This is a genomic window from Streptacidiphilus neutrinimicus, assembly GCF_000787815.1.
Taxonomy (GTDB): domain Bacteria; phylum Actinomycetota; class Actinomycetes; order Streptomycetales; family Streptomycetaceae; genus Streptacidiphilus; species Streptacidiphilus neutrinimicus.
Genome location: NZ_BBPO01000017.1, coordinates 20,154 through 23,644 on the forward strand (window position 1 = coordinate 20,154; position 3,491 = coordinate 23,644).

The following is a 3,491-nucleotide window of genomic DNA, read 5'->3' on the forward strand; positions in this document are numbered from 1 at the left end:
CCTCCTGACCCCGCGGCCGGGGGCCGGGCACGAAGTCCGCGCCGGCCCCCGGCCGCCCGCCCGCCCGTCCGCCACGGCCCTTGAACTCCAGGGAAAGCACCGACATGTCTTCTTCCACCTTCCCGACCCGTCCGACCCGCCGCTCGGTCCTGCTCGGTTCGCTCGGCGGTGCGGCCGCGCTGCTGCTGAGCGCCTGCGGCTCCTCGGGCTCGTCCTCCGACGCGTCCGCCAACGGCGGCCAGGTCGTCCCGCCGCCGCAGCAGGGCCCCTACCAGGGGGACCCGCTCGGCCGGACCTTCGACAAGCCCGCGGTCACCCTCACCGACACCAGCGGCAAGCCCTTCGACCTGGTCGCGGGCACCCGCGGCAAGGCGGTGCTGCTCTACTTCGGCTACACGCACTGCCCCGACGTCTGCCCGACGACCATGGGCGACATCGCCGTGGCCGTCAGCAAGCTGTCGAAGGACCAGCAGAGCAAGATCGACGTGGTCTTCGTGACCACCGACCCGGCGCGGGACACCCCCGCCGAGATCCGCACCTGGCTCGCCGCGTTCAACCCGGCGTTCATCGGCCTCACCGGCGACATCCAGACGATCATCGCGGCGGCCAAGTCCGTCGGCGTCTACGTCGCCGCCCCGGTCAAGGGCCAGGAGCCGGTGCACGGCGCGCAGACCCTCGCCTTCTCGCCCGCCGACGACAAGGCGCACGTCCTCTACACCAGCGGCACCACCACGGCCGTCTTCGAGCACGACCTGCCGCTGCTGATCAAGGGGGTGGCGGCGTGAGGCGGCAGGTCGCCCTCGCTGCGGCGGTGCTGGCCGCCCCCCTGGCGCTGGCCGGCTGCTCCTCGTCGGGCGCCACCGCGGCGCCCGCGGCCCCGGCCTCCCCGGCCTCCGCGCCGCGGCTCAGCGTCTCCGGCGCCTACATACCGCTGCCGTCCCTGCCGGACATGGCCGCGGGCTACTTCGTGCTGCGCAACGACGGCGGCGAGGCCGCGACGCTGACGGGCGTCACCAGTCCGCAGGCGCAGTCCGTCTCCATGCACCAGAGCACGGCCTCCACCATGGTCGACACCCCGACGGTCCGGATCCCGGCCCACGGCGTGGTGACCTTCGCCCGCGGCGGTCGGCACCTGATGCTGATGGGGCTGAACCCGGCGCCGAAGCTCGGCGCGCGGATCGACCTGACGCTGCGCTTCGACGACGCCGCACCGGTGACCGTCCAGGCCACCGTCCAGCCGCTCACCTACCAGCCGGGCCCGTCGGGCCAGCCGGGCCAGTCGGGCTGATGAGCGGCGCGGGAAGAGGAAGGACGCTCCGATGAAGCGACACGCACGCTCCGCCGCGGCGCTGCTCGCGCTGCTGGTCGCGCTGCTGCTCGGCGACGCGGGCGTGGCGTCGGCACACGCCGCGCTGCTGTCGACCGACCCGGCGCAGGGCAGCGTCGTGGCCGTGCCGCCCGCGGCCGTGACGCTGCACTTCAGCGAGTCGGTGACGCTCGAACCCGACGCCGTGCGGGTCTTCGACCCGAGCGGCAGGCGGGTCGACACCGGCACAGCCGCACACGCCTCCGCCGACGCGTCGACGGCGCAGGTGCGGATCGACGCGAACGCGGCCGCCGCGCAGGGCACCTACACGGTCGCCTGGCGGGTGATCTCGGCGGACACCCACCCGGTGGCCGGCGCGTACACCTTCTCCATCGGCCGGGCCTCCGCGCCCGCCGCGCTGACCGGCGTCGCGGGCGTCGGGAGCAGCGGGCCGACGGCGACCGGCACGCTCTACGGACTGTCACGCGGAGTGCAGTACGGGGCGGTGGCACTGCTCGTCGGCTCCGTGGGTGCGGTGCTGCTGTGCTGGCCCGGCGGGCTGCGGCTGCGGGGCGTGCAGCGGTTGATGATCGTCGGCTGGGCCGGGCTGCTGCTGTCGACGTTGGCGGAGCTGGCGCTGCGCGGGACCTACGAGGCGGGGACGGGGGTCGGCAGGGTCCTCGACCTCTCGCTGCTGCGGCAGGTGCTCGGCGAGAAGCTGGGCGTGCTGCTGGCCGTGCGGGTGCTGCTGCTGGCGGGCGCGGGGGTCTTCCTGGCGCTGCTCGGCGGGTACGCGCAGGGCGGCGACGAGAGCGGCGCTCTCGTCGTGGAGCGGCGTCGCCGAATCGGACTGGGCGTCACCGGAGCACTGCTCGCGATCGCGATCGCCGTCACCTGGCCGCTCGGCGACCACGCCTCGGTCGGCATGCAGGTGCCGCTCGCCGTCACCCTCGACACCGTCCACATCCTCTCCATGTCCCTCTGGCTCGGTGGCCTGGCCACCGTGCTGGTGGGCCTGCGCGCTCTCACCCGCGCCGGCGGCGTCGACGTCCGCGCGGTCGGCCGCTTTTCGACGCTGGCGTTCTGGTGCGTCACCGCCCTCACCGCCACCGGCGTCTACCAGGCCTGGCGCGGACTGGGCTCCTGGTCGGCGCTGACCGACACCACCTACGGCCGCCTGCTGCTGGTGAAGATCGGCGCCGTCCTCGTCATCCTCGGCGCGGCGTGGATGTCCCGTCGCTGGCTCACCCTGCTCCGCGCCGACGCGTCGGCGGACGCCTCGGCAGAGGCCGAGACCGAGGCCGAGACCGAGACGGCGGAGCCCGCCGCGGTCGGGGTCCTCGCCGCGGTGCCCACCGCCGTCGCCGAGCGGACCGACGGGCGGGCCGCCGAGCGGACGGACGAACCGGCCGGCGAGCACGCCGTCGAGGCGGACGCCGACGCCGACGCGGACCCGGAGCGCGCGGCGCAGCTCGCCCGGCAGGCGAAGGCGCGGCAGCAGGCCCGACAGCGCAAGGCCCGCGAGGCCGCGCCCGCACGCGGCATGCTGCTGCGGTCGGTCGCGCTCGAGGCCGTCTTCGCCGTCGTCGTGCTGGGGCTGACCACGGCGCTGACCAACTCCCCGCCCGGCCGCGCCGTCGCGGAGCAGCAGGCGGTCGCCAAGGCCGCCGCGCACGGGCCGGTCGACGTGACCCTGCCCTACGACACCACCGGCAGCACGCGTGGCGCGCAGGGCAAGGTCACCGTCGACATCGACCCGGCCCGCCCGGGGCGGAACACCCTGCACGCCTACGTCTACGACAGCACCGGCAAGCCCGTGGACGTCCCCGAGCTCGACATCGCGCTGTCGCTCAAGTCGAAGAACCTGGGCCCGCTCACGGTGAAGCTCGACCACCTCGACATCGGCCACTACGGCACGGCGGACCTGGAGCTGCCGTTGGCCGGTCAGTGGACGCTCGCCGTGACGGTCCGCTCGGACGACATCGATGAGGCCACCGTCACCGCGCCGATCACGGTGGGCTGACCCGATGTCACCGAACGACCCGACCAAGACCGAGAAGGACGAGAGCAGCACCATGAGCTCCGACGCATCCCGCCCGCAGCTGTCCCGCCGTCGCCTCCTCGGCGCGGCGGGGGCGGGCGGGGCCGCCGGACTGGCCCTCGGCGCGGGCGGCTACGCCCTCGC

Annotated in this window: 3 protein-coding genes; all 3 read left to right on the plus strand. The window is 74.9% G+C overall.

Annotation, left to right across the window (positions count from 1 at the left end):
- Positions 1 to 104: 104 nt before the first annotated feature.
- Genes TR48_RS13630 through TR48_RS13640 form a run of 3 tightly spaced genes read left to right on the plus strand, consistent with a single transcriptional unit; the run spans position 105 to position 3,329 of the window.
- The gene (locus TR48_RS13630) at positions 105 to 785 is read left to right on the plus strand and encodes an SCO family protein (protein WP_042366583.1); all 681 of its coding nucleotides are present in this window, start codon (positions 105 to 107) and stop codon (positions 783 to 785) included.
- The gene (locus TR48_RS13635; RefSeq protein ID WP_042366584.1) at positions 782 to 1,288 is read left to right on the plus strand and encodes a copper chaperone PCu(A)C; all 507 of its coding nucleotides are present in this window, start codon (positions 782 to 784) and stop codon (positions 1,286 to 1,288) included. Before TR48_RS13630 ends, TR48_RS13635 begins: the two co-directional genes overlap by 4 nt.
- A gap of 31 nt (positions 1,289 to 1,319) precedes the next feature.
- Positions 1,320 to 3,329, plus strand: a complete 2,010-nt coding sequence (locus TR48_RS13640) for a copper resistance CopC/CopD family protein (protein WP_042366585.1) — start codon at positions 1,320 to 1,322, stop codon at positions 3,327 to 3,329.
- Positions 3,330 to 3,491: the final 162 nt, after the last annotated feature.